This is a genomic window from Pelotomaculum propionicicum, from assembly GCF_048984525.1.
Taxonomy (GTDB): Bacteria; Bacillota; Desulfotomaculia; order Desulfotomaculales; family Pelotomaculaceae; genus Syntrophopropionicum; species Syntrophopropionicum propionicicum_A.
Map to the genome: position 1 here is coordinate 217,613 of NZ_JBMGJC010000006.1, position 25,251 is coordinate 242,863.

General features: G+C 49.7%; 24 protein-coding genes. 4 read left to right on the top strand and 20 right to left on the bottom strand.

All coding sequences use genetic code 11. The annotated features are described in order from the left end of the window. Positions 1 to 2: 2 nt before the first annotated feature. From ACOBQJ_RS08750 to ACOBQJ_RS08790, 9 genes are all read right to left on the bottom strand, one after another. Positions 3 to 593 carry a Fe-Mn family superoxide dismutase gene (locus tag ACOBQJ_RS08750; protein ID WP_421071366.1) on the bottom strand — a complete coding sequence of 197 codons (591 nt, stop codon included), beginning with the start codon at positions 591 to 593 and terminating at the stop codon, positions 3 to 5. Between the two features lie 105 nt (positions 594 to 698). Next, positions 699 to 1,388 (bottom strand): response regulator transcription factor, encoded by a 690-nt coding sequence (locus ACOBQJ_RS08755; RefSeq protein ID WP_421071367.1) that lies wholly within the window; start codon positions 1,386 to 1,388, stop codon positions 699 to 701. 2 nt (positions 1,389 to 1,390) lie between these two features. Continuing rightward, on the bottom strand, positions 1,391 to 2,959 hold the full coding sequence (locus ACOBQJ_RS08760; protein ID WP_421071368.1) for an MASE3 domain-containing protein: 1,569 nt from the start codon (positions 2,957 to 2,959) through the stop codon (positions 1,391 to 1,393). Between the two features lie 302 nt (positions 2,960 to 3,261). After that, positions 3,262 to 4,080 carry a hypothetical protein gene (locus tag ACOBQJ_RS08765; RefSeq protein ID WP_421071369.1) on the bottom strand — a complete coding sequence of 273 codons (819 nt, stop codon included), beginning with the start codon at positions 4,078 to 4,080 and terminating at the stop codon, positions 3,262 to 3,264. Position 4,081: 1 nt separating this feature from the next. After that, the gene (locus tag ACOBQJ_RS08770; RefSeq protein ID WP_421071370.1) at positions 4,082 to 4,942 is read right to left on the bottom strand and encodes an epoxyqueuosine reductase; all 861 of its coding nucleotides are present in this window, start codon (positions 4,940 to 4,942) and stop codon (positions 4,082 to 4,084) included. A gap of 246 nt (positions 4,943 to 5,188) precedes the next feature. Continuing rightward, the gene (locus tag ACOBQJ_RS08775) at positions 5,189 to 5,329 is read right to left on the bottom strand and encodes a hypothetical protein (RefSeq protein WP_421071371.1); all 141 of its coding nucleotides are present in this window, start codon (positions 5,327 to 5,329) and stop codon (positions 5,189 to 5,191) included. Positions 5,330 to 5,370: 41 nt separating this feature from the next. Next, on the bottom strand, positions 5,371 to 6,123 hold the full coding sequence (locus ACOBQJ_RS08780) for a M48 family metallopeptidase (RefSeq protein WP_421071395.1): 753 nt from the start codon (positions 6,121 to 6,123) through the stop codon (positions 5,371 to 5,373). A gap of 99 nt (positions 6,124 to 6,222) precedes the next feature. Next, on the bottom strand, positions 6,223 to 6,474 hold the full coding sequence (locus tag ACOBQJ_RS08785) for an FmdB family zinc ribbon protein (RefSeq protein WP_421071372.1): 252 nt from the start codon (positions 6,472 to 6,474) through the stop codon (positions 6,223 to 6,225). 47 nt (positions 6,475 to 6,521) lie between these two features. Next, positions 6,522 to 6,791 (bottom strand): TIGR04076 family protein, encoded by a 270-nt coding sequence (locus tag ACOBQJ_RS08790; RefSeq protein ID WP_421071373.1) that lies wholly within the window; start codon positions 6,789 to 6,791, stop codon positions 6,522 to 6,524. Between the two features lie 273 nt (positions 6,792 to 7,064). On the opposite strand from ACOBQJ_RS08790, the gene ACOBQJ_RS08795 reads away from it, so the two are divergent. Further along, positions 7,065 to 7,262 (top strand): hypothetical protein, encoded by a 198-nt coding sequence (locus ACOBQJ_RS08795; protein WP_421071374.1) that lies wholly within the window; start codon positions 7,065 to 7,067, stop codon positions 7,260 to 7,262. 37 nt (positions 7,263 to 7,299) lie between these two features. On the opposite strand, the gene ACOBQJ_RS08800 is transcribed toward ACOBQJ_RS08795, so the two are convergent. The 3 genes from ACOBQJ_RS08800 to ACOBQJ_RS08810 all read right to left on the bottom strand — a co-directional run bounded on the left by ACOBQJ_RS08800 (position 7,300) and on the right by ACOBQJ_RS08810 (position 11,478). Continuing rightward, positions 7,300 to 8,298, bottom strand: coding sequence for a tetratricopeptide repeat protein (locus ACOBQJ_RS08800; protein ID WP_421071375.1), 999 nt, complete (start codon positions 8,296 to 8,298; stop codon positions 7,300 to 7,302). An 87-nt stretch (positions 8,299 to 8,385) separates the two neighbouring features. Then, on the bottom strand, positions 8,386 to 10,308 hold the full coding sequence (locus ACOBQJ_RS08805; RefSeq protein WP_421071376.1) for a diguanylate cyclase domain-containing protein: 1,923 nt from the start codon (positions 10,306 to 10,308) through the stop codon (positions 8,386 to 8,388). A gap of 3 nt (positions 10,309 to 10,311) precedes the next feature. Continuing rightward, positions 10,312 to 11,478 carry an FIST signal transduction protein gene (locus tag ACOBQJ_RS08810; protein ID WP_421071377.1) on the bottom strand — a complete coding sequence of 389 codons (1,167 nt, stop codon included), beginning with the start codon at positions 11,476 to 11,478 and terminating at the stop codon, positions 10,312 to 10,314. Positions 11,479 to 11,662: 184 nt separating this feature from the next. On the opposite strand from ACOBQJ_RS08810, the gene ACOBQJ_RS08815 reads away from it, so the two are divergent. Beyond that, positions 11,663 to 12,403 (top strand): histone deacetylase family protein, encoded by a 741-nt coding sequence (locus ACOBQJ_RS08815; protein ID WP_421071378.1) that lies wholly within the window; start codon positions 11,663 to 11,665, stop codon positions 12,401 to 12,403. 262 nt (positions 12,404 to 12,665) lie between these two features. On the opposite strand, the gene ACOBQJ_RS08820 is transcribed toward ACOBQJ_RS08815, so the two are convergent. Continuing rightward, entirely contained in the window at positions 12,666 to 13,781 is a 1,116-nt protein-coding gene (locus tag ACOBQJ_RS08820) for an MFS transporter (RefSeq protein WP_421071379.1), read from the bottom strand. A gap of 227 nt (positions 13,782 to 14,008) precedes the next feature. Here ACOBQJ_RS08820 and ACOBQJ_RS08825 point away from each other — a divergent pair, with 227 nt between their 5' ends. After that, positions 14,009 to 15,277: a hypothetical protein gene (locus ACOBQJ_RS08825; RefSeq protein WP_421071380.1), complete on the top strand. Its 1,269-nt coding sequence runs from the start codon at positions 14,009 to 14,011 to the stop codon at positions 15,275 to 15,277. 138 nt (positions 15,278 to 15,415) lie between these two features. Further along, positions 15,416 to 15,862: a YkgJ family cysteine cluster protein gene (locus ACOBQJ_RS08830; protein ID WP_421071381.1), complete on the top strand. Its 447-nt coding sequence runs from the start codon at positions 15,416 to 15,418 to the stop codon at positions 15,860 to 15,862. Positions 15,863 to 15,896: 34 nt separating this feature from the next. On the opposite strand, the gene ACOBQJ_RS08835 is transcribed toward ACOBQJ_RS08830, so the two are convergent. The 7 genes from ACOBQJ_RS08835 to ACOBQJ_RS08865 form a co-directional block, all read right to left on the bottom strand. After that, positions 15,897 to 16,955 carry a protein-glutamate methylesterase/protein-glutamine glutaminase gene (locus ACOBQJ_RS08835; protein WP_421071382.1) on the bottom strand — a complete coding sequence of 353 codons (1,059 nt, stop codon included), beginning with the start codon at positions 16,953 to 16,955 and terminating at the stop codon, positions 15,897 to 15,899. Positions 16,956 to 17,009: 54 nt separating this feature from the next. After that, positions 17,010 to 17,840, bottom strand: a complete 831-nt coding sequence (locus ACOBQJ_RS08840) for a CheR family methyltransferase (protein WP_421071383.1) — start codon at positions 17,838 to 17,840, stop codon at positions 17,010 to 17,012. Between the two features lie 290 nt (positions 17,841 to 18,130). Then, positions 18,131 to 22,666 carry a methyl-accepting chemotaxis protein gene (locus ACOBQJ_RS08845; protein WP_421071384.1) on the bottom strand — a complete coding sequence of 1,512 codons (4,536 nt, stop codon included), beginning with the start codon at positions 22,664 to 22,666 and terminating at the stop codon, positions 18,131 to 18,133. Between the two features lie 28 nt (positions 22,667 to 22,694). Beyond that, complete coding sequence (locus ACOBQJ_RS08850; RefSeq protein ID WP_421071385.1) at positions 22,695 to 23,294, bottom strand: MBL fold metallo-hydrolase; 600 nt, start codon at positions 23,292 to 23,294, stop codon at positions 22,695 to 22,697. Continuing rightward, positions 23,291 to 23,905 carry a CheR family methyltransferase gene (locus ACOBQJ_RS08855; protein ID WP_421071386.1) on the bottom strand — a complete coding sequence of 205 codons (615 nt, stop codon included), beginning with the start codon at positions 23,903 to 23,905 and terminating at the stop codon, positions 23,291 to 23,293. The genes ACOBQJ_RS08850 and ACOBQJ_RS08855 overlap by 4 nt, the downstream gene beginning before the upstream one ends. Before the next feature lie 51 nt (positions 23,906 to 23,956). Continuing rightward, on the bottom strand, positions 23,957 to 24,445 hold the full coding sequence (locus tag ACOBQJ_RS08860; RefSeq protein ID WP_421071396.1) for a chemotaxis protein CheW: 489 nt from the start codon (positions 24,443 to 24,445) through the stop codon (positions 23,957 to 23,959). Between the two features lie 546 nt (positions 24,446 to 24,991). Then, a partial coding sequence (locus ACOBQJ_RS08865) for a chemotaxis protein CheW (protein ID WP_421071387.1) occupies positions 24,992 to 25,251 on the bottom strand: 260 nt, incomplete at its 5' end.

A 25,251-nucleotide genomic window follows, 5' to 3' on the forward strand; every position in this document is an offset into this window, starting at 1 on the left:
ATTTATTTACTTTTATACATGTTCATGGCCGCATGCAGGCGCCTGCTTACTTCTGCCCAATCCACGCGCCTTAAAAACTCCCTGACATAATCGCTCCGGCTGGGGAAGGCCGTACAGTACGCATGTTCAAATACATCCAGGACAAGTAAGGGGAAAACCGACCACACGCCTTCCGCGTGGCTATCCGAGAAATAATTCCTGAGCGTTCCATCCTCCAGGTCAAAACCCAGCACTACCCATCCTCTGGCGCACATCGCCAGCGCAAAAAATTGCTTTTCCCACTCCTGCGGAGAACCAAAAACACGCTCCAGCATGCCCAACATTTCTAAAGACGGCTGTGTCGCCGCGCCTTGGGTTATGTTTTTAAAAAAGCATTTATGCAGCTTCACTGAATTAAGCGCGTGGGTATGCTCCATTTTCAAAGACCGGAGAGGACAGTAGGTAGTATTGGCCAGGACTGTATCGGCCTTGAGAAGCCTGGCTTCAATTTCCTTTATCTTGTTTTCATGGACCGCCGGGTAGCGCGCGTAGTGCTCTTCTAAAAGCTCCTTAGAAAATCCACAATGGATCTCATGTGAGATCTCCTTTTCCAAATTGCCCGACCCCCTGTCATTAAAGCCATTATAGCCGGAGTTGCTTACGGGCAAATTACGAAATCCTTAAAAATTTATTAAAAAAAAGACGTCCTTAGACGTCTTTCACTCAAGATGCTCAAATTTGTATCCTGTCCCCCAGACCGTCTTTATGTAGGCCGGCTTGGAGGGGTCGGACTCTATTTTTTCGCGCAGCTTCCTGATATGGACGGTTACTGTGTTATCATCACCGTAAAAAGAGCTGTCCCAGATCTTGTCCAATAAATGGGCCTTGGTAAAAACCCGGTTTGGGTTCGATGCCATTAGCCAGAGCAGCTCAAACTCTTTGGGGGTGAGCTCGACTTTCTGGCCGTTTATTTCTACCACGCGTTTGTCATAGTCCAGGGTCAGGCAGCCGTATTGCAGCGAGTTTTCGCTTTTCACCTTCTGCTCTTTGCTCCTGCGCAGGACGGCTTTTACCCGCAGGGCCAGCTCGGTGGGGCTGAATGGCTTGGTCTGGTAATCGTCGACTCCCATCCGGAAGCCCACTACCTTGTCTATCTCGTCGCTCCTGGCGGACAGTATAATGACGGGGACTTCCCGTATGGCTTTTAGCCGCTGGTATGTTTCAAAGCCATCCATGCCGGGCATCATAATGTCCAGCAAAACCAGGTCGGGGAACGCCTGCTTTGCGATCTGCAGGGCTTCCTCGCCGCTCGCCGCCGTTGTTACCTTGAACCCTTCCTTGCTTAAGGTGTGCTGCAGTATTTTCAAAATCTTGTGGTCATCGTCTACTACTAAAATGTTTTGGGACATATCTAGCTCACCTTCCCTTTTTCTTCAGTTACCCCTGTCGGCAGCATAAAGGTAAATGTACTGCCTTTATTTATTTTACTCGCCACTTCAATGTACCCGCCGTGCAGGTCGACCAGTTTCTTGGCGAGAGTAAGGCCTATCCCAGTGCCGCTGTATTTTCTGGAAGTAGTGCCGTCCACCTGCTGAAACGGTTGAAAAATCTTTTCCTGGTCGGCTGTATCTATACCAATACCTGTATCTGTCACTGATATATTAACGCCGCAGCCGGAATCGTCCGTCCCGACCTCCACAGCTACCCGGCCGCCCGGAGCGGTAAATTTTAACGCGTTGGAAAGCAGGTTTACTAATATCTGCCCGGTTTTTTCCCGGTCCGCCCAGACTTTTAGCGAAATATCTTCCCGGGGCAGTACGAGGGTTAAGCCCTTCTGGTTAAAAAGAGGCCTCATCTTGCTGGAAACATCGTCAATCAGTTCATAGACATTAAGTTCTTCTTTATATAACACGGTCTTACCGGCGGCTATTTTTGATAAATCCAGGAACCCGTTGATCCTTCCCAGAAGCTCCTTGCCGCTGTCGCTGATCTCGTCCAGATAATCTTTCTGCATATCGTTCAAAGTCCCGGTACTCTTATCCAAAAGCATTTCGGTAAAAGCGATGATGGCGGAAAGAGGAGTCCGCAGTTCATGGTTGGTGTTGGCGAGGAATTCATCTTTAAGACGGTCCGCTTCCAGCAGCTGTTGATTTTTTTCAGCCAGCATTTCCCACTGCCTGGCCAGGGTCCTGTTGGTCTCGTAGAGCATGCCCAGGGCGTCGTCTATGATCGCTTTAAAAATAAAAGCAAAAGAAAATACCTGGAATATGTGCCCGAGCAGATTGTAGGTGTCATACGGGCTTAAATAATAGGTAAAGGCGAGATCGCTCATAATTATGATAATAAGCGCCATGCCCAGGTAGAAGTCTTTGCTCCCAACCCACCTTTTCGTTAAAATCCAAATCGCGGCGAAAGCTTCAACAGCCATGACCAGGTATCCTAAAAAGACTTTGATGCCGGTCTGGCTGCCTGCCGCCGGGTCATACATAGGCGGCAGGAGTGAAAGGTTGGTTACTATTAAATAAATTGCGCCGACACCGATCAGGGCGGAAAAAGTTGGGATCAGGGCCGACCTGTGGATCACTCTTATTCTTTCGCCAAACACCACGGCAGTCAACAAGCCGGCGGCCAGCAGCAGCTTGGTGATAATAAATAAAGTGGATGCTTTATTGACCGTGTTTGGTGTGATAAAATCAGGCATGCCCATGTAAGAGAGAGCATGCGCGAATTCAAACGGGGCTACCAGGCTGAAGGTCAGGGAAAGGAACAGCATTTTCAGATCATGCTTGTATTTATAGTCATACCAGCTCATCAGGGAGGCGCATATGGCCACCACCACAATAGCAAACTCCATTACCATGTGGAATACCGGGTAAATTTCCGGCCTGATCACGGTATAATAACGTCCTGCTAAAAACACCAGGAAAATGAAAAAGATAAACCAGGCGGCTGCCCTGGGCAAAAGCCGCTCACCGGACAACAGGCGGTCTTTAAAAGGTTTTATGGACAGTACAGACGCCTCCCTTCCGGGTTTACCAAATAAAAAAACAATTCGACCAATATCTCAATAAACCTTCAAGAAGATATAAACACCCGAATTCTGGGTGTTTTTTCTATGATAATCAAATTATACCTGTTGCATTTTCTTAAAACATATTTTCACATGATTTACAGGATTATCAGGATTTACAAGATTTAAATAATCTTAATTAAAACAATATATTTTATCTCGTTTATAAATCTTGTTAATCTATTTTAATCATGTTAATCCTGTTAAATTGTTTATTTTAATATTTTTAACAGGTTTTCAAAATCCTCCGCCGGCTGTATTCCCCCGGCTATTTCCTTTTCCAGGCATTTTACTGCCGCCTCCCTGTCCAACAGCGCCAGGGCGCGGATGGCCTCGTATTTAATGTGGGGTTTCTTGTCTGCAGCGGCGGCCTGGCCCAAAATTTCAGCCGCCCAGTCCTCCCCGATCGCGCCCAGTGCTCTTAAAGCACAGGCCCTGCCGTACAGATAGGGGTTCATAATGCGGTAAACGCTGTCTTTCTGCAGGTCAAAAAATTCTAAAAAGCCCCTGCGTATTGACTTGCCGTAGAGGTGCAGGCTTATGGACGAGTACTCCTTAACCACGGCCTCCATCTGGTGGATGCCCTGGTCCAGCGGCAGTACGGTCGTAGTTTCGCCGGGCTTTAACACAGCCCTGGCAGACTCTTTTAGCTTGGCGCAGCCAGGCGTGCTTCCCCTTTCCAGCAACTTAAACCTGCGCTCCAGTATTTCCCCGGCCACACAGGCGACTACCCCCCAGGAGCCATGTGAGTGGACAGGGTATGAAACAGCCGGGTCCCATACATAAAGGCGCAGGGAGAAGTGACCGGCAGGATCTACATATATGGTAATCTCGTTGGGGTCTGCTGTCAGAAGGCGGTTTTTTAAAAATTCATCATCTGTTGCGAATCTCCTGAGCACTTCTTTTAAAAATAACGGCTTTAATGCCAGCCCGCTCAGCAGCTGCCTGCCCCGGTTAAATATCTCCGGCTGGCTGTCGGTTGACTTTAAAAGCTCCCTCAGTTCCGTGCAGAAAGAATTTATTAAATCCATCTTAATCCTTCCCTTCCCTGCCGAAGTTATAGATAAGGCCGTTTTTGACAGCCCAGCTGCCGTATCGCCTGATATGGTTCCACGATTTGTATTCGGGGTCGCCTATCCCGTTTTCAAGAGCCTTCAGTTCGGCCCTGTATTTTTTTGACATTTCCTTCTCCTGATAGAGGTCCCTGTCCTTCCCGACTGGGCATACTTTGGTGCAGATACCGCACGGGTAAGCCCTCCGCCTGGTCAGTTCCTCGTGCCAGCGGGCGCAGCCGATGGCGTCAAGTTTGTAATAATATCCTTCCGCGCTTATGTCGTCTTTCAATACCCCTGGCGGGCAGCACTGGGCGCACAACTTGCAGTTTATGCAAAGGTCTTTTTCCATAACCTGATCAGCTTCTATCTCCGCAGCTGTGAAAACAGACACCAGGCGCACCCTGGAGCCAAATTCCGGGGTTAAGAGGTTATGGCTGCGTGAAACCGTCCCGAGCCCGGCATATTTTGCCGCAAATGTGTGTGAAAAAGCGGCGCGGGGCTCCTCGATAAGGTTTTTAATGGAACCGTAGCCGTCCCTGGTAAAGAACATTGAAGCGTGGCCCTTTTGATTTAAGAAGCGGGTAAGGCCGTAAGCCAGCGAATCCAGTTCCCGGTTGCTGGTCTCGTAAGTTTCCCGGTGCAATATGGAGGGTGTCGTGTCAACTATTGGCAGCGGCATCTGCATCCCCATGACGATCACGGTTTTAGCCATGTTCCACAGGGATGTCGGCCAGAAATCCGGCGGGATTTCATTATATTGCGGCCACCTGTCCACACTGGCGAAACCGGTTATGTCCGCCCCACGGGAAGCTGCATACTTTATAATGTCTTCTTTCATTCCAGCATCCCCTCCCTAAACATAAAATGAATTATCACATGATTTACAGGATTATCAAAATTTACAGGATTTAAATTAACTTTAAAATAAAAAGCATATAAAATCTTAATAAATATCTTACATGCTTTTCATTAAGAAAAAATTAAAATTATAATAATTTTCATTTAAAAAACCCTGTTAATCGGTTTAAATCCTGTTAATCTTGTCAATTTGTTTTGACAAATTAAATAATTAGCTAAAGAAGGTCTAGAGTCCGGGGTCGGGCTTTTTCTCTTCGCTGCGGCGCCCCTTGCGTTTGTATATTTTTGCGCTCTCTTTAACTTTTGTCTCGGGTTTGCGCAGCCAGAGGCCGCGCGCGCCGGACAGCAGTTTCTTCCTTGTTTTCATACTATCACAACCGGTCAAATGTTTTACAAATATATAAAAATCTATATCTTCAGCCTGTGTCCGTTCTTTTTCAGCCAGTCCCGGCAGGACTTGTAATCGGGGCAGACATTCTCGACCAGGGCCCAGAATTTTTTGGAGTGGTTTGGCTCGACCAGGTGTAAAAGCTCATGGGCAACTATGTAGTCCATCACCTGCAGCGGCGCCATAACCAACCGCCAGTTGAAATTTAAATTGCCGAGCTGTGAGCAGCTTCCCCAGCGTGTCTTTTGCCCCCTGATCGCTACCCTGTTGAACCGGAGTTTTAAAACACTGTTTACGACCCTTATGCGCTGGTTGATAAGCAGGCGGGCCATGCTTTTTAACCAGCGCTCCAGTACTGCCGCGGAGTCGTTTCCGCTGCCTTCGTCCAGTGTAACCACTATTTTATCATCCACAATTTCCACTGCGCAAGCGGGGGTTTTCTGTATCTGTACTTCCACCCGGTACTCCCGGCCCCTGTAAAGGACATACCTGCCAGGCTGTTTGCCTGACGGGCTTTGCCGCTGCTGTGCGAAGTATTCGAGCTTGTCCAGGATCCAGCCCTGCTTTTCTTTTAAAATACTCCCTAAAATGCTTGAATCAAACTGTGAAGGCACTGTTACCACCAGGCCGTTTTCCATATCGACCTTGATCCGAAGATTTTTAGCCCTTTCACTTCTTTTTAATAAATAGGACACCTTTCTTCCGGCCAGGTCCACAGTACCCCCGCACGGCCGGACATCGCCCGTCTTTTTTCCGGCTGCCGGCCACACCATGAGATCCAATATACTACCCCCAGTTTGGACAGAGGAAATTTTCCGGTGGTTTTACAAAAAAGAGTAATGGCCAGGGGCTATTACTCTTTGTGAAAAATATCAATTGCCGCAGGCGCCTGGAACACCGCAGGCGTTTGACCCGGGGCAGGCTTTAGCGGCTGTGCTGTCGCAGCCCGGGCAGCTGGTGTCGTTGGCGGGTTTCCCCACGGAACTCGGCAAAAAGGGAGCGGAGATGAGCTTTGTTAAATTAGTGCTTCCACAGGCACATTTTTTTTCACTGTTATGGCCGGGCAGGTGGAGAATTTCAAAAACCTTTTCGCAATCGTTGCATTTGTACTCAAAAATTGGCATGTCAGGCACCTCCATAAAAAATTAATATCCTTGATTGTATATGTCAATCAAACAGGGATCCTTGTTAGTTCAAAGATAACAGGCCGGTCCGGGTCGGGGCAGGCCCAGGTTGTAACGCTACTGTCCTCCATCCAGGGAAAACTGCCTCCGTAAAGAAGCGCCGCCACCGCCGAGCGCAGGGAATCATAGGCGAACTGGCACAGCCCGCCCGGCGTGTACTCCGCAAATTCAAAAGTGTCTCCAATTTTATGGCCGTAGGAGCATTTCCCTTCGCCCCTGATCTCCACGATTTTCGCCACCACTTTGTATTTATACATTTTAACACCTCGAAAATCATGACAGTTTCTTAATCTTCGCAGCTCATAGTTTCTTATTCTTCAAAATCGCCGTGTTTCCTTTCATAGCCCCGGCGTCAAAAAATATAAGCCTGATTAAAATATTTTAATAAAAAATCAAGTAAAATAAAAGCTTTAATTGATCCCAACAGCGTCCCTAAAGCGTAAAAGTACAAAGCCCCTGCCTAAATATAACAGGAGCTATTTGCCTCTTGGTTAATGAATGATCCCGCGCTGCTTGAATATACTAATAACATGAGCAAACACAAATCGCATGTGGACAGAAAACGAAATGAATACGGCAACGCGGTGACAAAAATGCGCCTGGACAAGATGGAGCGCATGAATAAGTCCGCGCCGCTGGTCGAATACAATCTTGAAAGTTTTTCGGGAAGATTTGAAATATATGATCCGAACAAAAAAAAGGGCCGGAAAAACAACATATATATTTAAAGTCAGATAGCCCTCTCACAAAGGGGGCTATTTCTGTTTATAACAGGCTTTCCGTTACATAAATCAGCCTTTTAATGTCTTCATCAGAGGGATCAAGGTCCAGCGCCTTCTCGTAGCAAAATTTCGCTTCAAAAAAATTCCCCATCTTTAAGTTCGCATTGCCCATCATTTTAAGATAAAGTGGTTTAGCCTGGCTCTTTGAAGCCTGGCTGAAGCTCTCCAGGGCTTCTTCATACCGGGCAAGCTGGTAAAAAGCCATCCCTTTCCAGTGGAGCGACTGGTCGTCCAGAGACGTTTTATCCAGGTTTGCAATCGCTCCCATATAATCTTCCTGGTTATAGCAAATAAGTCCGGTATAAAAGTACACCACGTCCGTGCTTCCGCCTAATCTTCTGTACTTGGCCAGACTTTTTTTCGCTTTGTCAAAGTTCCGGATATTAAGATAACATATGGCCAGGTCGAGATACACCTGCTTTTCTTTGGGATAACTGGGGATGTAGCTGTTGAAACAAGCGATAGCGTCCTCTATATTGCCCTGGCCGTACAGTGACTTTCCGATCCAGTAGTGAGAAAGATACAACTCTTCCCTGCTTGACGTTTCCGAAAATATCTCTTTGAATGTCTTTAAAGCATCATCGTAATTTCCTAAATAAAAGTAACATTTACCCTCATAAAACTTTGTCTGGCTGTCCCAGGGTGATTGAAGAAAATCGCTGAGCGCTTCACTGTAACGGCCAAGGTGAAATAGGCATCTCCCCCTCAGCGGCAAAAATATATCCAGTAAAAACTGTGGTTTTATTCTGTCTAAAATATCCAGGCAGTCTTCGTAACCGCCATTTTTTTCGTAAATTGCGGCGATTTTTAAGTTAACTTCTTCCGCTTCCTCCAGTTTGTCCAGTTCTTTTTCAATCTCGGCCAGTCTTATACAGGCGTTAATATTTTCAGGCTCTGATTCAACCAGACGCTTTAAAATCCTTTCCGCTCTTAATATATCCCCCTGGTAATACAGGCGGATTGCCTCCTCCATCTCATTCATGCCCTAATATACCCCCCAGACAAGCCATATAAGTCAAAACACAAGTAAATCCCTGGCGTGAAAATCCGGGACTTTTATATATTTGAATTAAATATTTTCTCTTTCCAGTATCTCCAGGAAGGACGGGACCAAATTGGGATCAAACTGGGTGCCCGCGCACCTTTTTATCTCCGCGACAGCTCTTTCATGGGGCATGGCTGCCCGGTAGGGGCGGTCGCTGGTCATGGCGTCATAAGCGTCCGCAATAGACAAAATACGGCATTCCAGCGGGATCTCTTCTCCTTTCAGCCCCAGGGGATAGCCTTTGCCATTCCACCACTCATGGTGTTTGTGGATCCATTCGCCGATATCCATCAGCACCGAAGCCGATTGGGCAATATGGTAACCAATCTCGCAATGCTGTTTCATTACCCTGGTCTCTTCGGGCGTCAGAGGACCCGGCTTAAAAAGGACCCGGTCCGGTATGCCCACTTTGCCGATATCGTGGAACTTGGCCAGCAGGCACAGGTCGGCAACTCCTTTATTATTTATGCCAATTCTCCCGGCCATAGATTCTACCAGCCTTTGCAGCCTGTCCGCATGGCCCTCCGTAATAAAGTCCCTTGCCTCCAGCGCCTTCATGAGAGTTTTTACAATAGTGCTGCTGGCGCTCTGTCTGTGCAGCATTTTCTCCCGGTACATATTGTCGTCAGCTTCTTTAAAAAGGCTGCCCATATCGTTTGGAGACGCGTCAGCAACAGAATATCCCAGGGACAGGCTTAAAGTAAAGCCTGCACTGTTCGCGTTGAAGGTGTTAATCGAATCCCGGATCCTGGCGCAAATACTTTCAACATCAGCCACGTCACTGTTCGGGAGCAGTATGGCAAATTCATCGCCGCCTATCCTGGCTACCATGTCACCCTGCCGCATGGCTTTTTTAATGACATTAGCTGTTTCTATAAGCAAAATGTCTCCGGACTCATGCCCCAGGGTGTCATTCACCAGCTTCAGCCCGTCCACGTCACACAGGACTATCCCTACCGGGTTATAGCGCCCGCTTTCCAGGCGGCGCATTTCCTCTTCAAAGTAAACTCGGTTGTAAAGCCCCGTGAGGGCGTCGTGCAGGCTCAGGTGACGAAGCTGTTCCTCCATATTCTTTCTTTCTGTAATATCGATAAAGCTCTCCAGCAGGTAACTGCGGTTGCTTAAAGTTAATTTCCTCACAGTTTTGATAATAGGTAAAGGTTTGCCGTCAAACCTGATCATGGTGCGCTCCGCATGGTCTACCTTTTGTCCCAGGTCGGTTATGGGGCATTTATTTTCTTCGGCCGGACAGATATACCTGTGGCAGCGTGAACCGATAATTTTTTCTTTTGGCAGGCCGATTATTTCTATGGCCATTCTGTTTACATCTTTTATTACATGAGATTCCTCGTCTATTAACACCACTCCGCTGTGGATAGAGTCTAAAATAGTGCGAAGGTGTTTTTCACTTTCCTGCAGCTTTTCTTCAGCCAGTTTGCGTTCAGTAATATCCCTGATTACAACAAAAATTTTATTGCTGAGCAAAGGCAGCAGCCTGGCTTCGAAAAATTTTTTAATGCCTTCCATCAAAAACTGGTATTCAATACTTGTAGCGGTCCCATTTTCTTTTATCTGCTGGATAGCTTCATAAAACTTCTCCCCGACAAATTCCAGGCTGATATCCTGAATTTTTTTCCCAACCATGCTTCCGATTAAGGAAAGGTTAGTGGTGCTGCCCGCTTTGTAATCCAGTACTGTCCCTTCATAATCGATCCATAGAAACACGTCCGGAAAAAACATGATCACAGCCCGCATTTCAGAATTGGCCTGGAGCAGTTCCTGGGAGCTTAAATCGAGGGCACGCTCAAGCATACTGCGATCGGCATCTGATTCCCGGTAGGCGTCATTTACCGCATTAATAAAACTCTGCCACTCCCCGGGCACCAGAAAGTTATCGCCGAAATGCTGTTTGAGCTGGCGCCTTAATAAATTGTGAATCTGGTTCACATCCTACTCCTCCCGGAATGTGGTGACAGTCATGGTCTGGTTATGCAGTTCAGGGCTGGCGCCAAAAGTAAAAGGACAGATTTCTCCGTAAGAGTAAAACCCGGCCAGGACAGTATCGGCGCCCAGGATATCCCTGACTCCCTCGACTTCTTCCTCAGTCCTCTGTTTTAGAAGAAGTTTTCGTCCCACACAGCTGATCAGGATCGCCAGTTCAGGGGATACTGAACCGGCAGCTTCGAAACTGTTTTTAGCCGCCTCAGTGGCCCCGTCGATTAGCCGGTCAAAATTGGCTTTCATTAAACGGGCATATTTGCCCTCGGGCATATCACCGGCAAAGGTGAGGCTCTGTTTTTCCTCGTTTATTGATAAAATGGTACGGACCAGGCCTTTTTCGTGTTCTTTTACGCGGATGCTCAGAGGGAAAAGCAAGCCTGTCGCAGGCAGGCCGGCAGCGTGTTCGCCCAGGTACACCTTGTACAGCTCCAGTGCCGAACGTCCGTCCATTTCATATAAAACATTCCCGTCAGACCTGGTAATCAGGCGCTCCGGGCCAAAGGGATCCCAGCCTCCTACGGAACCGTATCCGATTTTTAAACGGTCTCCGTAAAAACCTATTACGGCAACCGTATCCTTTTGCGGAGGTTTATTTAAAAAAGTCAGCGTCTCGTTAAAATCGCTGCCGTCTCCGGCCAGGCCGCCTGTAACAGCCACATTTTCGGGCAGACAGCACATTAAACCCTTTACCAGTTCGCTGCCGTTTACCGCTAAACCGTCGGAAAGCACAAAGAGGTGGGACAGGTCCCCTTTGGGTATGGATTGGGCCAGTAATACACCCGCCTGGAAACTGTTTTTCACTTCGCTCAGTTTTATTTCTGTACCGTATAGTTTTGTATGCTTAAACTCTACGGCCGTGCTTACCAGCGAGTTGTCCAGCACCCTGGTGCCTGAAATCTCGCCGGCGGTGGAACAGCCCATTATATATGCGTCCGGATATAAATCTTTAATTTCCTGAAAGAATTCGCTGTGTCCAAAAGCTTTCCTGCATCCAAAAAGCAAAACCAGCTGTGCGCACAGGTCGTTTACTTCTGCAGTTTGCCGTGTCCAGCCGCCGGCCTTGGTCCATACTCTTTGCTCTACCCTCAGCTTAAAAACCTCCTTCCTGAATGTCATGAAGTTTAACAAGCTTCGTGGAAAAACATTCAATTACTCCCAAATTCGTCAAACATAACAAAAATTCCTTTTGGATAAACCATCATTCATTAATTATAATATCGGGATATTTCTAATTAATCTGAATACTGATTGAAATACACTTTTTCCTGTGTTATTATCACTTCAAACGGGGGGTGGAAAAATGAGGGTGGTTTTTCATGATTTGTTCCGCAGCGTGTATGATTACGACCCGGCCGCCGCGGCAGGCAGGATGGACTGTATCGTGGATGAGCTGAAAGGCCGCTACGAATTTGCAGTGCCGCACCCGGCGGCTGAAAAAGATATCCTGCTCGTACACAGCCAGGCTCACCTGGATTGGGTGAAACAACGGGACACACTCTATGAAGTCGCCCTGTTTTCCGCGGGTGGAGCAATCATGGCGGCGCAAATGGCCATGCGTGGTGACCCCGCTTTCGCCCTGATCCGGCCGCCGGGCCACCATGCCGGCAGGGACTCGTGCTGGGGCTTTTGCTGGTTTAATAACGTTGCCATAGCGGTGGAGAAAATCCGCGCTGAGGGAGCGGCAAAAAAGGTCCTCATTGTGGACACGGACCTCCATTTTGGTGACGGCACTGACAATATTTTCGAAGATGACTATGACGTTAAATACTACCACGTCTACAATGTGGAAGGCCTGAAACAATTTCTGAGCATTAACCGCGAATGCGATTTAATCGCGGTTTCAGCAGGCTTTGACAAGCATAAGTCCGATTGGGGATTGATCTACTCGACAGAGGACTTCCACACTATGGGCGGCATGATTTCCAGCCATGCGCGCAATTACTGCGGCGGCAGGTTTTTTGCCGTGCTCGAAGGCGGCTACAACCACCAGGTGCTGGGCAAGAACGTAAGGGCCATGCTGGAAGGATTTGATTCTAAATGATAGTAAAAGAAATTTTCACAGGATTAACTAGATTAAACAGGATTAACAAGATTAATTATTATATCAAATAACTAAGTTAGTGGAGTAACGGATTTGGCAGATAATCTAAAGATAAAGGCCCATATTTTTTTTATTTAATTGGTAAAAAATATTACATGGCAATCTTAAAGTTGCAACATTGCATTATAAATAATATTTTTACAAATCCTGTTAATCTTTAAAATCTTGTAAATCTTGTGATATATGTTTTCCCCCGAAATCTTCAGCCACTGGTGCCAGGACTGCCCTGCCTGGACGGCACGGCGGCAAACATCCCCGCCAGGCCCAGCGCGGCGGCAAAAAACAACACCCCGCGGTAACCCCATCCCTGGGCGATAATACCTCCAAGAAACGGCCCGAGGGCACTGCACAAATTCAGGGTAGCTTGAAAAATTCCTCCGGACGTCCCTTTCTCTTCCCCGCTCCGCAGGACAATCAGCAAAGCGCCGACATAAAGACAGGACCAGGCCACTCCTAAAAGCGCCATGATGATGACCAGGTGCGTCCGCCCTGTCAAAAAGGCCATGGCGGAGAATACCAGCACAGAAAGAAGCTGGCCGTAGAAAAATATCTTATACTCGGAAAACCCCCCTAAGATACGCATGACCAGGAACTGCACGGCAAAGTTGATTACCCACAAAAGGCCGATCCAAAACTTGTCCAAACCCAGTGAAGCCAGATAGAGCGGCAGTATGATCCACACCGCGGTGGCGCCCAGGTGGCGCAGGAACACAGACAGGTAAACCCTGTAATCCCTGCGGAGCACCCGCCACAGGTTCGGAGGTTTGGCAAAATTATACAGTGGTGTTTTTTGAAAAGCCAGCGATATAAGGAACCCCAGCAGGCAGAATATAAAACTGAGCCAGAAGAGCAGCTGGATGTCAGCCACCAGAGCCCCCGCCAGGGCGCCGAAAATCCAGCCCAGCGATCCGTATGAACTGTATTTGCCCATGTCTATGCCGGCCTCAAAAGCATAGGCAATTATAGCGGCGGTCGCTATGCCCAGGGAAAATCCCACCGCGCCACGCACCAGCATCAATACCAGGACACTATCGGCAAGAAGCTGGGCGGCAAAAGCCGCGCTGCTGATTAAGAGACCCCACCGCACAAAAACAAGCCTGCCCAGGCGATCGGACTTCCAGCCTGAATATAGAGAAGACGACAAAAATGCAGTGCCGTAGACGGCGCCGACCAGACCTACCTGAAAGTCCGAGGCCCCCAGATCAACCCCCAGCAGCGGTATAAAAATTATAGATCCCTGGGTGGCAAAGCTGAGAAAAAAATTTACAAGCCCTATAAGCCAACGATAGGAACGTTCCTCTCCCGGTCCTTCTATCAATTCCAAAACACCTTGCTTTTAAGTAATACCCGTATTTTAACACAAAAACATACCTGCCGCATGCCTCGTCAGTTAATAATCACGCCGTTTCTGGCAGCAGCGGCGGCAAGGTATGTTTATTCAATTATCAAAGCAATGTTTAAGCTAAAATGATTTGCCAACAATAAGGAAGTGTTATATCTTAATAATGGATTTTGTGTTAAATTATTAGTCGAGGTGGGAGATCGGTGCACAAAGAGAATGATCTAAAGGTCATAGATGTAATAGAAGGAATTGAAGGTGAATCGCTGCCGGAAACACATATCCGGACGCAGGCCGAGCTGGCCCGCCGCGAAAGGCTGGAGAAGACCCGGCGGGAAAGAGACAGCCTTGATGACTTAAATGAGCTGGCCGAATTTGAAACAAGACAATCGGAAATCTTTCTGAAAGATTGTAAAAACATAATCAGGGACAACCTCTCCGCCGGGGCTGATGTGAACTGGGCGTCCCTGTATAATGACAAACCTTACCCGCCTTTTGTATATAAAAATCCCGCTCCCCGGTACAACCTGGTAGCCAGGGAAAAAGGCGTGCCGCAAAAAAGATTTTTTTCTGAACTGCTTTTCCCCTCTGTAAAAAACGCGCGGATGCAAAAAGAAAACGACGCCAAAGCGGCTTACGACCTGAAAACAAAGCAGTATGAAGAAGGAAAAGAAGCCGGGCGCGCTACTCATGAAAAAGAAAGAGGCGTTTACCTGGCCGGGCAGTCAGCCTATAACAGCAAGGTTGAAGAACTGCAGCTTAATTTTGAAAAGGGGGATCCCGCCGCTGTCCGGAGCTTTGCCAGGATAGCCCTGCATGGAATAAACCTGCCGGATTCAATTAACCTTTACTTTGACGCTGCCTATCTGCCGGGTGAAAAACAGCTGGTTATTGATTGCCTGCTGCCTGCCTATTACGATCTGCCCCGCGCTGTCAGCTACAGCTATAACAAGGAATCTGGGGCGTTAGTCCCGGCTGAAATGGGAGAGCGGGAGTATGACGCTTTTTACCTGGACCTGATCAGGCAAATTGCTCTGACCGCGATTAATACTGTTATTAATGCGATACCCGGCCGGCTCGTCGAGCGGGTCGGCTTTAACGGCTGGGTTGAAAACGACAAAATCGGGAATACCCTGGAAACAAAGGCCTGCGTCATAACCTGCGATGCGGCAAGAGACGTCTTTGCAGCCCTGGACCTTTTAAAGTGCGCGCCGGCGGACTGCATCCGCCAGCTTGGGGGGCTGACGGCAAAATCCATGGCGGGATCAGACACGGTGCAGCCTATTGTAAGCGCCATTCCCGAAACTGACGAAGCAAAGCGGGTTCCGGATAATCCGGAAGACGGGCCAAAACCGCCGCAGTACCAGCCAGGTGAATTCAAGAACGTTACCAAAAAACTTATGGGCGAGATGCTGGAACAAATAGAAAAAAACCTCCTGCAGGCAGCCAGGGACAAAGACGATATGGTCCACTAGATCCTTTAGACAGATTCATTTGAAATAAATATTTAAGGGCGAAATATGTCTGAAAATTCTGCAATGTAATTCGTTTCAATTTTCACCATCATGTGGTACCATTAAAGATAGAAAAACACCACATGGAGGTGGTGCTGTGTGGAATCGTTGCTAAATGACCTGGCGGAATTTTACGAGTCGCTGGACGCGGCGCTGCAGCCGACAAAACAGGCCTGCGGGGCCTGCGGCGAGTGCTGCCGTAAAGCATCCAAGCTGCGGGTTTACCCGCTGGAACTGCAAAACATTAGAAGATTTGTCAAAGATGAGTCCTGCATCAGGAAGTTTGTTGATTTCTCAAATAACAAGGTGGTTAAAATCTGGGGGGATATAGAGGGACATTGTCCCTTCCAGGAAGGCGACCGCTGTTCCATCTACCATGTCCGCCCGTACTTCTGCCGTGTATACGGCCATTACAACTTCCGTGGCAGTAATTTACTTAAGGGATGCGTCTACTGCGGCCATTCCATCATTTATTACGACAGGCTGGAACTGCCCTTGTATGAGGAATTTTTAAAACTAATGGAAAAGGTTCCCCAGCTGGTTTAGTTTTTAATTATTTAATAACTCACTTTCAAATAAGTCAAGAGCCTGACCCCACACTGAGGCATTTCATAATCTTGTTTGGAATACTGTCTAGCGGCGCCAGGCATTCCGCACCGCCCAGCTGGTATGCCACTTTCGGCATACCGAATACTACACAGGTGGCCTCATCCTGGGCCATGGTCCTGGCGCCGGCCTGGCGCATGGCGAGCATGCCCTGTGCCCCGTCACCGCCCATTCCGGTAAGCATTACCCCTATGGCATTGGCTCCCACGTATTTAGCCACCGACTGGAAAAGCACCTCGACCGACGGGCAGTGCCCGTTTACATTTTCTCCCTTCTGGCAGTCCACCTGGTATATACCCCCGGACCGGCGCACTCTCATGTGGAAACCGCCCGGCGCGATTAATACCCGGCCGGGCATAACCCTGTCCCCGGTTTTTGCTTCCTTTACCTCCATCCTGCTGACACTGTCGAGGCTTTCAGCAAAATGCTGGGTAAACCCCGCGGGCATATGCTGAACGATAACCACTCCGGGCATTGTTGATGGAAAGCTCTGTACGATCCGGCGTATGGCCTGGGTGCCTCCTGTTGAAGCCCCGATTGCAATAACTTTATCCGTCGACTCAGCCAGGGCGTGGTTGTCTATTTTAGTAGGTTTCAGTGAAGTCCTCTGGTTTGTTTTCCAGGCGCTGACGTTGACAGACGCCGCAATTTTGACCTTATTCCGCAAATCGCCCAGCATGGCGGTTAAACCGCGGGCTATATCGGTACTGGGCTTGGTTACCACTTCCACAGCACCGGCCTCCATGGCCGCCAGGGTGATGGCCGCACCTTTCTTAGTCAGGGCGCTTACCATTACTACCGGCAGGGGATACTGCGGCATCAGCCTGCGTAAAAACTCAACACCGTCCATCCTTGGCATCTCAACATCAAGAGTCAGCACATCCGGCTTCAGCTGTACTATTTTATCTCTCGCCACATAAGGGTCAGATGCTGTGCCCACCACCTCTATGTGAGGATCCTTGGCCAACCCCTGAGATAAAATGTCCCTGACCAGCGCGGAATCATCAACTACCAGCACTCTAATCTTCCTCATTATGTCATCACTCCCGGCTGTTATTAAGCATGTCTTTGGGTAGCCTGCTGAATGCTACTTTTTTTGGTATATGGAAGGCATTATATATTTATACAAGCCCGTCGAGCGGTCCAGCGTCTCAGAGTGGCCGATAAAAAGAAATCCATTGGGCTCCGTATACCGGTGGAACCTGCTGATAAGGTCCCGCTGTGTTTCTTTATCAAAGTAAATCATTACATTGCGGCAGAATATCAGATTAAACAGGCCTTTAAAGGGAAAATCCGGGCGGATCAGGTTTAAACGTCGGAAAAGGACCATCTTTTTCAGGTTTGGCTTGATCTCCCAGTTGCCGTCTTTTAAAGATTTGAAATACTTCTGCCGGTAAGCCGGGGGAACCAGTTCCATCCTCTCTGCCGGGTATATGCCGGCCATCGCTTTTTCCAGGGCGCTGACGGAAATATCCGTGGCCAGGATGCCTATGTCAACATCTTTAAGATCGCTTTTAAAAAACTCGCTTAAAACCATGGCCAGGGTATAAGGCTCCTCGCCGGATGAGCAGCCGGCGCACCAAATCCTGATAGAAACCTTGGACCTGTTTTGGTTCTCTCTAATAATATTCGGCAGGACGTGCCCGGAAAAAAAGTCAAAATGCTCATTTTCACGAAAAAAGAAAGTGTGGTTGGTTGAGATTTTATCCACCAGTGTGAGCAGGGCTTTGCCGCTCGGCTCACTGACAACATGGTTGTAGTAATCTTTAAAATTCAAAAAACCACCGGCGTGCAGGACTTTTTGCAGCCGGCCGATGATCAGTGCCCTCTTTTGTTCACCCAGTTTAATGCCAAACTTATTGTAGACAAGGCTGCTGATCAGGTTGAATTCTTCGTCGTTTAGCCTTAGGGCTTCCATAAACCACCATCCCCCCGTAAGGATGAGGCAGATAGCAAAGCTATCTGCGCTCATCTCAGGTTATAGACAAGGTCTCCATGGTGTTAAATCAGCCTGGCATTTGGGTCATTGGAAGTGAGACGTGAGTCGTGAGTATATCCTGTATTCCTTGTAGGGTCGGATTTATCCGACCATTTTGTTCGGCTGAAGCCGAACCTACGATTCTCACGTCCCACGTCTTACGTCTCAATGGGCTGCTGGTTTCAAAACCATGGATTTGCATAATGTATTTGTAGACAATGCGCTAATTCTTAGAAATTACCGTAGTCCACGTCGTCCAGCGATATTATTTCCTGGGGCTTGGACCTGCCCCCGCCAGAGGCCACGGCGGCCATTTTCTGGGCCGCGCGCCCGGATTTTTTCGTGGCCAGCTGCAGCTGCCCCATGTTCTGGTGAACAGCCGCTGCTCCCGCGCCCTGCCGCCTGAGCTTGAACTTGGCCAGCATCTGCCTGACCATTTCTGACTGGCTCGACATCTCTTCACTGGCAGCCGCGAGCTCTTCCGAGCTGGCCGAGTTCTGCTGGGTAACCTGGTCGACCTGGCTCAGCCCCTCATTAATCTGCTCGATACCCTGAGCCTGCTCCTTGGAAGCGGAGGCAATCTCACTAATCAGGTCGGTCACCTTGGCCGAACCCATCACGATCTCTTCCAGCGCTTTGGAAGTGTCTTCCGCAATCTTGGTCCCGATCTCGGTCTTCTTAATAGATCCTTCGATCATTTCTGCTGTTTCTTTAGCAGCTTTAGCGCTCCGCTGGGCGAGATTTCTCACTTCCTCCGCCACCACGGTGAATCCCTTGCCGTGCTTGCCGGCGCGGGCGGCTTCCACTGCGGCGTTCAGAGCCAGCAGGTTGGTCTGGAAGGCGATTTCATCGATGGCCTTGATGATATTTGAAATACTGGAGGCCGACTCGTTGATGTCCGCCATGGCGTTTACCATCTGGGCCATCTGCTCGTTGCCCCGCTCGGCGTTAGCCCTGGCCTCAACTGAAAGCTGGTTGGCCTGGGTGGCGTTCTCCGCGTTCTGCTTGGTCTGGGCGTTCATCTGCTGCATGGAGGAAGTGATCTCTTCCATTGTGCTGGCTGACTCAGCGGCGCCCTGGGACAGGGCCTGGCTGGAGTCGGAAACCTGCTGCGCCCCGGTGTTAACCTGTTCGATGGCTATGGAAACCTGGCCCAGTGTCTCGTTCAGGTCGCTGATTGTAGTATTGAGCGCGTCCTTGATAATTGCGTAGTCACCTTTGTAATTGCCGGTAACTTCAACGTCGAGGTTTCCTCTGGCAACTTCCTGCAGGCACCTGACTGCTTCTTTCTTAATAATATCGTTAAGTGCCTCCAAAGTGGTGTTAAGGGCGTTTTTGGTTATGGCGTGGTCGCCCTGGTAAGTTCCCGTCATCCTGACGTCGAGGTTGCCTTCGGCCATCGCCTTGAGGCAGTCCGCCGACTCGTTGATCGGGTTGATCACGGCGTCCATCATCTTGTTTACGCCTTCTATAATCATCCGGTAGCCGCCCTCGTGCAGGCTGGCGTCGGCGCGGGCGCCGAGCTTGCCTTCCACCGCCGCCCCGGCCAGCATGTTGGCGTCGTCCAGCAGTTTTTGGATGGCGGCGTGCATCCTGATAAAGCCGGGCACCAGTTCGTCTTTCTCACTTCTGCGCCCGACCCTGTTGTACAGTTCGGAGTCGCTCAGGTCGCCCTTGCTTACTTTGATTATTGTGTTCCGAATATTTGTCAGGCGCCCGTGCACCTCATTTGTGGCTTGTTTGAGATCATTCCAGATGCCTGCGTAGTCCTTGTCCATTCTCTTGCTGAGGTCGTTGACCGCGAACTGGCGCAGGACTGCCATCAGTTCCTCAACCGGCTCCGCCACTTCTTTCATCAGGCCGTTCATGCCGCCAACCAGTTTGCCCCAGTCGCCGGTAAAGGCCGCCGCGTTGCCCCGTGCTTCCAGGTTGCCCTCCCCGACCGCTTTGATCAGGCCGTCCACTTCCTGCACCAGGCCGTTAATAGAGTCAATACAGGTGTTCAGGTTGTTCTTGATTTCGTTAAAGTCGCCGTGGTAGGTCTCGTTGATCTTGGGCGGGATATCTCCCTTGGAAATACGGTCGATATATTCCGCGGCCACGTTCAACGGCCCGATAACCGCGTCAAGGGTTTTGTTAACGCCCTCGACCACCTTGTGGAAGTCACCGCTGTGCCTGCCGGCGTCAGCCCTGGTGTCCAGCTTGCCTTCCACCGCGGCGTCGGCCAGCATGTTGGCGTCTTCAACCAGGTGTTGGATTGCCTCCATCATCCTGACCAGGGTGGGGATCATCTCGTCGTTTTCACTTCTCTTGCCGACTCTCTTCAAGCCGTCGAGGTCGATCAAACTGCCCCTGCTTATATTATCGACAATCTCATGGATCCTGACAAACTGACCGTGCACCTTGTTGGTGCTGTCTTTCAGGTCGTGCCAGGCGCCGGCATAGTCACCGGTCATATTGGTGGTGTAATCGTTAACCGCCATGCGGCCCATTACGGCTACCAGTTCGTCTACAGGTCTGGCTACCGCATCCATCATCCCGTTCATACCGCCGACCATCCTGCCCCAGTCACCGTTAAAGGCCGCCGCGTTGCCGCGGGCTTCGAGCCTGCCTTCACCTACCGCCGCGATCAGGTCATCGGTTTCCTTCAGCAGCCCGTTCATGACATCGATACATGTGTTCAGGTTGTTCTTAATCTCGTTGAAGTCGCCCTTGTATTCTTCGGTGATCTTCGGCGGTATATCGCCCTTGGCGATCCTTTCAATATATTCCGCCGCCACGTTCAACGGCCCGATTACCCCGTCCATGGCCGCGTTAACGCCGCGCAGGACTTTGCGCCACACGCCGCCTGTACGGTCGGCGTTGGCCCGCTGGTCCAGTTTGCCTTCGGCGCCCGCGCCTATAACCACGCCTACTTCATCCACAAGCACGCCAATGGTGTCGATGCAGGTGTTCAGGTTGTTCTTGATCTCGTTGAAGTCACCCTTGTATTCGTCGGTGATCTTGGGCGGCGTATCGCCGCTGGCGATCCGCTCAATGTATTCCGCCGCCACATTCATCGGCTCGATGATCGCGTCGAGCATCTGGTTGATACCGTCGACCAGGACTTTGTAGTCTCCGCTGGCTTCCACCGCGGCACGCGCCGAGAGGTCCCCCTCCTTCGCTTTTTTCACCAGTTCATGCACCGCGTTCAATACTGTTTTTTGCTCGATGATGTCGTTGATGATGCCGAAGCAGCCGATAATTTCTCCCTTTTCGTTCTTTACCGCGTCGCTGTTCAGAACGGCCGGTATGATCCGGTTGTCGCGGGTGCGCAGCTCGAGCTCGTTGCTCCAGGTCTTGCCTGCCATGATGCTCTTCCAGCAGTCGCGGCCGTCCGCGGCGTTGACAAAGATGGCGGGCAGTCCGCCGGCGGCGTTGATCGCGTCCATGCTGTACCCGAAGAGGTCGTTAAATGCCTTGTTCTGTGAAAGGATCTTGACCCCTTTCTTGTCGGTGATGATGATCGGCGCGCCGGAAGCTTCCACCGCTCCCTTGATCCGCAGCATTTCTTCCTGCCGCGCCTTGTCCGCGGCGGTGACGTCAATCAGTACGTTGAGGTTGTTTTTAATCTCGTTGAAGTCGCCCTTGTATTCGTCGCTGATTACAGGCGGTATTTCTCCCTTGGAAATCCTGTCCACATACTCGGCAGCCACGTTCAGCGGTCCGATTACCCCGTCCATAGCCGCGTTGACGCCGCGCAGGATCTTGCGCCACACGCCACCCGTACGGTCGGCGTCCGCCCGCTGGTCAAGTTTGCCTTCGGCTCCGGCGCCAATAACCACGCCCACTTCATCCACAAGCACGCTGATCGTATCGATGCAAGTGTTCAGGTTGTTCTTGATTTCGTTAAAGTCACCCTTATACTCATCGGTGATCTTGGGAGGCGTGTCGCCCTTGGAAATCCGGTCAATATACTCGGCCGCCACGTTCAGCGGCCCGATTACCGCATCCAGGGTATCGTTCATGCCGTGAATGATACCCTGAAATTCAGGATCAATTTTTGACACATCTCCACGCGCGTCAAGTTTGCCTTCCTTGGACGCTTCAATCAGCTTATCGCTCTCACCAAGCAATGCTTTGATAATGCTGTTAACCGATCTGGCGATGAAGAAGCTCAGGCCGAAACCTAACAGAAGGGCTATGATGCTGAAGATTAAAGTGGTTACGATAACCCTTGATGTTCCCTTATCAGCAGCGCCGATGCTTTCCTCAAACAGTTTCTGGTTGTTGGCAACCATATTGTTCACAATTTCTTTTTGCTGGTTTGTAACCGGTACCAGTAAGCCGGCTACACGGGAAACCTCCGCCGCCGCAGAAGGATCCCCCTGATACTGTCTTTCAACGGCCGGCATAAGTTCACCCGTAATGCTCTTGTTGTATGTATTGGTTACCTCAATCAGCTTCTGCACTTCGGCTTTTTTGTCCGGACCTGCCGCGGCCAGAAGCTTGTTCTCCGAATCCATAACCTTGCTCATAGATGCGTTGTATTCATCTTTAAACTTGCTTGTACCATAAGCTATATAACCGCGAATTCCCGCGACAGCGCTGTTGAACTCGCTGTCGATGTCTTTTTGCAGGGAGAGCTGCCCGTTAATCTGGGAAATCTCTTTTACTTCTTTGGAGATCGACCTTGTCGACAAAATTGCCGTCAGGCTGATCACAAGGAGCAGTACCATCACAACGGCAAACCCTGCACTGACTTTTTGCCCAATCTTCAATTTCAATTTTTTGACCTCCTTTGTTCTGTTGAATTTATGATACTATCTTGCTTTTATTTACATTGACCAGAGTGTATCTGATCATCTCGCCCACGTTTTCCGTGATTGGCTGGTCATGTCCGGAATAAATAACCCTGATATCCCGGCTCGCTATTTTTTCTAGAGATTTTACAAATCCCGCTGAATATGAACCTCCCGGTGTCCTGATTTGCAAAGGCGTGTCACCTGAAAAGAGGACCTTGTCCTGGGGACAGTACAGGCAGATAGAGTCGTTGGAGTGACCTGGCGAATATATAACTTCAAAATCCCTGTCTCCCATCCGGATAATCTCGCCGTCTGAAATAATCCTGTCTGCTTCCTCGCTCCTCGCATTGGCATACACCATGGGTTTGTATGCCTCTTTCACCTGCCCAAGGCCCCCGGCATGATCAAAGTGCCCATGTGTTATGATTACCTGCTCAACAGGCCTTTTGCCCACCCCTGTGGATGTTTTACTGATTTGTTTAATGATATAACCGTCGGCTCCGATATCCACAAGGGTGTTTATGTCTTCCAGGCGGTTCCAGCTGCCCAGCACCAGGTAAGACCGGCAGCTGTATATTTGGGGGTTGCTCTCAAGGCATATGATTTTCAATGCTTCAGCTCTAATTTACAAAACAGCTGCGCGTCAGCCGCCACCTGTTCAAACAGGCAGGCGGTTTCGGGCGGCATTTTTTGCGTCTGTTCAGTTGCGAAATAACCGCCCGGCGCCAGTGCCCCGTGAAACATCCTGATTACTTCAACCCGCTCTGCCGGCTGAAAATGCAGCAGCACATTTTTGCACAGGATCAGGTTATAACCGCTCCCCGCCGGTTTGAGGCTGAGCAGGTCGTGCTTCTGGTAAAACACCTTGCTCCTGATTACATCATCGATTTTGTGCGAGCCTTCCTTCGCACCCGGTTGAAAGTATTTCGCGAACAATTCCCTCGGGATCCGCTTCAGCTCTTCGTCGCTGTACACGCCATCGCTGATAATTTTCCCAAAAAGGTTGCTGCCGTCCAGGTCAGTGGCATCAACGCGGAAATTCCTGAAAGCAAAACGGCCCATATTTTCCGCAAACATTATGGCCAGTGAATATGGTTCGGGTCCCATGGCGCAGCCGGCGTCCCATACCCGGACCTTACTGAAACCGGAGACAGATGGGATCACATGTTTTACAATCAGCTCGAGTGTATGAAGATCTCTGAAAAAATAAGTAAAGGCCATCTTTCACTTTTCTCCTGTTTTTGTTTTTTTGTCGTGTCAGCCGGCAGCCATTTACTGTTCCTCCCCTTTATTAAAGTCAAAGAGGAGCTGGTACTCGTTGAGGAGTATCTTGACCCGCTCGTCCACCTTGCCCATGCCCTTGATAAAGCGGCTGCTCTCGCCTTTTTTTACCTTTGGCGGCGGCTCCACATCGCTCTTGGGTATGTCCAGCACTTCCGATACCCGGTCCACGATCATCCCCACCGACTGCTCTTCGATGTTGATCACGATGATGCAGGTGCGGTCGTCGTACTCGCGCTCTTTTACGCCGAACCTCAGCCGCACGTCCATCACCGGGATTACTTTGCCCCGCAGGTTTATGACTCCCTTGATGTAGTGAGGCATGTCCGGCACCTCGGTTATGTTCTGGATGCCGATGATCTCGGTCACGTGCCTGATCTCGATGCCGTACTCTTCTCCGTTTAAGACAAAGGTTAAAAATTTGTCCTCCTGGGTGTCCTCATCCTCCTCGTATTCTTCTTCCAAAAGGTCAGTGTCCAGCCTTTCTTTCAGACTCAAATATCTCACCTCCATATATTGGCAGTTATTCTCTTCTTTGTAGGGCGGGATTTATCCCGCCAAAGATGTGCGGCTGAAGCCGCACCTACAATTCCCGCGTCCCACGCCTGATTATCTTGTAGGGCGGGATTTAACCCGCCATTCCAATCGTGGACATCGCCTGTGAGAGAGGTGTGTCCCCATTCCTCTGTCTGGTATCATGTAACGATACAAATTTGCAGAAAAAATCGTCACACGTCTCATTTCCGTGTAGGGCGGGTTTTAACCCGCCATTCCAACCGGGGACATTCCTCGCATGCAGGAATGCCTGTAAGAAAGGGGTGTCCCCATTCCGCTGAGCGGCTGAAGCCGCACATCTTAGTCGTGAGTCGTGGGTCGTGAGTCGTGAGTATATCCTGCATTCCTTTGAGGTCCTATAACCCTTGAGAATATCATGCAATATCACGTCTCACGTCCCATTACCCACGTCTCATTTCTCATGTCTCACTTCTCACGTCTCACGTCTCACATCCCACGTCCCACGCCTCATCAGTGCTTTACTTGCTCGGCGCTCATGATCAGGTCGTCTATGTCGAGGATCATGCTGATGTCACCGTCTCCCAATATGGCGCACCCGGATATGCTCTGGACGTGCCCTAAGTAACTGGAGAGCCCCTTGATCACGATCTGCTGCTGGCCGATTACTTCGTCAACGAAGAGGCAGCATTTCTTTTCGTCGTTTTCTACGACTATGAGTATGCCTTCGCCCAGGTCCAGGCAGTCTGTTTTTACCTGGTAGAGGTCGTGCA

Excerpts from the sequence above, each read along its gene's own strand:
- ACOBQJ_RS08755 (WP_421071367.1), bottom strand. The coding sequence starts at position 1,388 with ATGTCCCAAAACATTTTAGTAGTAGACGATGACCACAAGATTTTGAAA.
- ACOBQJ_RS08765 (WP_421071369.1), bottom strand. The coding sequence starts at position 4,080 with ATGGATTTAATAAATTCTTTCTGCACGGAACTGAGGGAGCTTTTAAAG.
- ACOBQJ_RS08770 (WP_421071370.1), bottom strand. The coding sequence starts at position 4,942 with ATGAAAGAAGACATTATAAAGTATGCAGCTTCCCGTGGGGCGGACATA.
- ACOBQJ_RS08775 (WP_421071371.1), bottom strand. The coding sequence starts at position 5,329 with ATGAAAACAAGGAAGAAACTGCTGTCCGGCGCGCGCGGCCTCTGGCTG.
- ACOBQJ_RS08780 (WP_421071395.1), bottom strand. The coding sequence starts at position 6,123 with ATGGTGTGGCCGGCAGCCGGAAAAAAGACGGGCGATGTCCGGCCGTGC.
- ACOBQJ_RS08785 (WP_421071372.1), bottom strand. The coding sequence starts at position 6,474 with ATGCCAATTTTTGAGTACAAATGCAACGATTGCGAAAAGGTTTTTGAA.
- ACOBQJ_RS08790 (WP_421071373.1), bottom strand. The coding sequence starts at position 6,791 with ATGTATAAATACAAAGTGGTGGCGAAAATCGTGGAGATCAGGGGCGAA.
- ACOBQJ_RS08795 (WP_421071374.1), top strand. The coding sequence starts at position 7,065 with ATGAGCAAACACAAATCGCATGTGGACAGAAAACGAAATGAATACGGC.
- ACOBQJ_RS08800 (WP_421071375.1), bottom strand. The coding sequence starts at position 8,298 with ATGAATGAGATGGAGGAGGCAATCCGCCTGTATTACCAGGGGGATATA.
- ACOBQJ_RS08810 (WP_421071377.1), bottom strand. The coding sequence starts at position 11,478 with ATGACATTCAGGAAGGAGGTTTTTAAGCTGAGGGTAGAGCAAAGAGTA.
- ACOBQJ_RS08815 (WP_421071378.1), top strand. The coding sequence starts at position 11,663 with ATGAGGGTGGTTTTTCATGATTTGTTCCGCAGCGTGTATGATTACGAC.
- ACOBQJ_RS08835 (WP_421071382.1), bottom strand. The coding sequence starts at position 16,955 with ATGAGGAAGATTAGAGTGCTGGTAGTTGATGATTCCGCGCTGGTCAGG.
- ACOBQJ_RS08840 (WP_421071383.1), bottom strand. The coding sequence starts at position 17,840 with ATGGAAGCCCTAAGGCTAAACGACGAAGAATTCAACCTGATCAGCAGC.
- ACOBQJ_RS08855 (WP_421071386.1), bottom strand. The coding sequence starts at position 23,905 with ATGGCCTTTACTTATTTTTTCAGAGATCTTCATACACTCGAGCTGATT.